General features: G+C 37.4%; 3 protein-coding genes. All 3 read left to right on the top strand.

All coding sequences use genetic code 11. The features are described from left to right. On the top strand, positions 1 to 378 hold a 378-nt coding region (locus tag RT405_RS07890), incomplete at its 5' end, for an ABC transporter permease subunit (RefSeq protein WP_313468979.1). A gap of 9 nt (positions 379 to 387) precedes the next feature. Continuing rightward, positions 388 to 1,488: an ABC transporter ATP-binding protein gene (locus RT405_RS07895; RefSeq protein WP_313468980.1), complete on the top strand. Its 1,101-nt coding sequence runs from the start codon at positions 388 to 390 to the stop codon at positions 1,486 to 1,488. Beyond that, the gene (locus RT405_RS07900) at positions 1,472 to 2,431 is read left to right on the top strand and encodes an ATP-binding cassette domain-containing protein (RefSeq protein ID WP_313468982.1); all 960 of its coding nucleotides are present in this window, start codon (positions 1,472 to 1,474) and stop codon (positions 2,429 to 2,431) included. The genes RT405_RS07895 and RT405_RS07900 overlap by 17 nt, the downstream gene beginning before the upstream one ends. Positions 2,432 to 2,708: the final 277 nt, after the last annotated feature.

A 2,708-nucleotide genomic window follows, 5' to 3' on the forward strand; every position in this document is an offset into this window, starting at 1 on the left:
ACGGCTCATTTTATCCGTGTCCAAGTCATGATCATGCGAGATCGCGAATACAACTTGGCTTCAAAATGCTTAGGAACTCCTATGCACAGAATGATCATAAAAAACATATTACCTTATCTTATTTCAGTTATTGTAACGGATGTATCACGGACTCTACCAAGTTTCATCTCATATGAGGTATTCTTATCATTCTTGGGGGTAGGATTAAGTTCAGATGTTCCTTCTTTAGGACGGATCATCTCAAAATATACTGTAAATATGAATAATTTTCCTTATTTATTTTGGATACCTGTTATTGTATTAGCTCTTGTTTCTGTCTCACTTTATATTGTCGGGCAAACATTAGCTGATGCATCTGATCCTAGAACGCATATGTGAGGTGTAAAAATGTCAAAAGAAACGAGTATCCTTTCAGCAAAAGATATCACGGTTAAATTTAAAGTTCGTGATAGAACATTAACGGCGATCCGAAATATCTCTCTCGATCTTTACGAGAAGGAAACATTAGCAATAGTCGGAGAATCAGGTTCTGGTAAATCAGTGCTGACAAAGACTTTTACTGGAATGCTGGATTCTAACGGATTTGTTGCAAACGGAGAAATTGAGTACAAAGGAAAAAACTTATTGGAACTCAAGAATGATCAGGAATGGGAAGGCATACGCGGAGCAGAAATCGCGACAGTGTTTCAAGATCCAATGACTTCCCTCAACCCTATTCGGACAATTGGTTCTCAAATCACAGAAGTCATCATTAAACACCAGAAAAAAAGCAATGGCGAAGCGAAAAAATTAGCCATTGAGCTTATGGAAAAAACAGGGATTCCCAACGCGAAAGAACGATTTAACGAATATCCTTTCCAATATTCTGGTGGCATGAGACAAAGAATCGTTATTGCCATTGCATTAGCTTGCCGTCCTAAAATTTTGATTTGTGATGAGCCGACTACAGCACTTGATGTCACGATCCAAGCACAAATATTAAGTTTGATTAAAAGTTTGCAGGAAGAATTTTCTTTTGCAACGATTTATATCACACATGATTTAGGTGTTGTAGCCTCTGTTGCCGATAGAGTAGCGGTGATGTATGCCGGACAAGTTGTAGAGTATGGGACAGCAGAAGACATTTTTTATGATTCAAAGCACCCTTATACATGGAGTCTGCTTTCTTCTATGCCGCAATTAGGTATTAAAGGGGAGTCGCTTAGCATGATACCTGGCACGCCGCCTTCTTTATATAAAGAAATTGTAGGCGATGCTTTTGCACCGCGAAACATCTATGCTATGAAAATTGATTTTGAAGAAGAACCTCCTTTCTTTAAAATAAATGAAACTCACTATGCCAAAACTTGGTTATTGGATCCTCGGTCACCAAAAGTTGAGATGCCGGGAGCTATCAAAAATCTTCATAAGAAGATGAAAGCATTAGTGAAGAATACCGGTTATGGCAGTGAAGAAGAAGGAGGTACAAGTAATGAGCAAGACAAGTAAAGAACAAGAAGTTTTGTTGTCTGTCAAAGATCTTGAAGTTACATTTGGAGAAGGAAAAAATAAGTTTGTCGCAGTGGACCGTGTGAATTTTGATATTTTCAAGGGGGAGACTTTATCATTAGTAGGAGAGTCTGGTTCTGGAAAAACGACTATCGGAAGATCCATTATCCGCATTAATGAGACAACTCATGGCGATATTCTTTTTGAAGGAAAAAAAATCAATAAAAAATTATCTCGTAAAGAAAATTCTAGAATTATCCGCAGCATTCAAATGATTTTTCAAGATCCATCTGCTTCTTTGAATGAACGGTCCACTATTGATTATATTATTTCAGAGGGACTTCATAACTTTCATCTGTATGAGAATGAAGCTGACCGAATAAAAAAAGTAGAAGAAATCATTTTAGAAGTAGGTTTGTTACCTGAACATTTGACTCGCTACCCTCATGAATTTTCAGGAGGCCAACGGCAGCGAATAGGCATCGCCCGCGCCTTAGTAATGGATCCAACTTTAGTTATTGCTGATGAACCTATTTCTGCATTAGATGTTTCAATTCGTGCTCAGGTTCTTAATTTACTGAAAAAGATGCAAGTAGAGAAAAACCTTACCTATTTGTTTATTGCCCATGATTTGTCGGTCGTACGGTTTATTTCTGATCGTATTGCTGTGATCCATCATGGGGTAATTGTAGAATTGGCAGAAGCGGAAGAATTATTCATAAATCCGATCCATCCCTATACGAAGTCTTTATTGTCGGCAGTACCAATACCGGACCCTCAAATAGAAAAAGATAAAGATTTAATTATTTATGATGCGTCTGTCCATGATTATTCAGTGGATAAGCCGTCTTTTGTTGAAATCAAACCAGGTCATTATGTATGGGCCAATCAACAGGAAATGGAAAAATATCAGCTTGAGCTAAGGCAAGGTGCAACAGCGTAAAAAATTAGCGGTAGAGGATAGGAAAAGATTAGAATTATAGGTAAAAATCAGCTTTATAAGAGAATAAAAAAATGAGGTTAGGGCAAAAGTCCTAACCTCATTTGCATATTGTGTTTATTCGTTTCAGTGATTCGGGTCTCACGTTTATTTTTTCAGAGTTCTTTTAAATTAATCAACAAAACGAGACCAAAACCGTTCTTTATACCATTTTGTGGCAACGATACACAAGACCATTGGAACTGCTGCTGTTAGCACAGACACAATAGTCTGCCAGACA

Origin of the sequence: Carnobacterium sp., assembly GCF_032094055.1 — a bacterium.
In the GTDB taxonomy this organism is placed as follows: Bacteria; Bacillota; Bacilli; order Lactobacillales; family Carnobacteriaceae; genus Carnobacterium_A.

Coding starts and splice junctions, on each gene's coding strand:
- RT405_RS07895 (WP_313468980.1), top strand. CDS start 388: ATGTCAAAAGAAACGAGTATCCTTTCAGCAAAAGATATCACGGTTAAA.
- RT405_RS07900 (WP_313468982.1), top strand. CDS start 1,472: ATGAGCAAGACAAGTAAAGAACAAGAAGTTTTGTTGTCTGTCAAAGAT.